At 65.1% G+C, this 889-nt stretch carries 1 protein-coding gene; it reads left to right on the plus strand.

All coding sequences use genetic code 11. From position 1 onward, the window contains the following. Positions 1-889: ATP-binding cassette domain-containing protein (locus ACMUOY_RS20235; RefSeq protein WP_413894527.1), on the plus strand; the 889-nt coding region annotated here is incomplete at both ends.

Raw genomic sequence — 889 nt, forward strand, 5'->3', positions numbered from 1 at the left:
AAGACCACACTGTTCAACCTGATCACGGGCCTAGTCAAGCCGTCTGCAGGGGAAGTGCGCATTCAAGGCCAAGCCGCGACGGGGCTCGATCCGCATCGGGTGGCATCCTTGGGAGTAGCACGCACCTTCCAGCACATCCGCCTGTTCGAAACACAGTCAGTGCTCGAAAACGTCCTGGCAGGCTGTCATCTGCAGGGGCGCGGCAACGTTCTCGGAGCGTTAGCGCGATCGACCGCGCACGCGAACCAGGAAGCGCAGGCAGTCGCCCGGGCTCGGGAAGCCCTGGCCTTGGTCGATACATCGCTCCTGACGCGCGAAGCTTCGCTGGTCCGCCATCTGTCGTACCCCGACCGTCGCCGAGTTGAGGTAGCCCGCGCCATCGCAACAGGCGCTAAGCTGCTGCTGCTGGACGAACCGGCTGCCGGAATGACTCCCGAGGAGATCACGACGATGGTAGACGAAATAGTAGCCCTTCGCGACCAAGGCTACACAATCGTCGTCATCGAACACCACATGGACCTCATAGCTGCAGCATGCGACCGAGTGATAGCGATCGACCACGGCGAAGTGATAGCCGCCGGCGCTCCGCCTGACGTAGCCGCAGATCCCGAGGTAATCCGCGCTTATCTGGGCTCGGCGAAGACAGCATCCGCGCCGATTTCTGTCGGCGCCGATACCGGCGTCGAGCCAGCGTCCCAGCCTTCGCGGCCGATGCCGCCACAGCCCATGTCGGCGCCGCCGCCCGAGGCGCGCACATCTCGAGCCGCGCCCATCCTGGAGCTGGCCGGTGTGCACGCGTCCTACGGCCCGGCTGAAGTCCTGCAAGGAATCGACATTGAGGTCCGCCCGGGCGAGGTCGTCGCGCTGCTCGGAGCGAACGCGGCCGGCA

Source organism: Candidatus Skiveiella danica (assembly GCF_022705245.1).
GTDB lineage: Bacteria > Pseudomonadota > Gammaproteobacteria > Burkholderiales > Burkholderiaceae_C > Skiveiella > Skiveiella danica.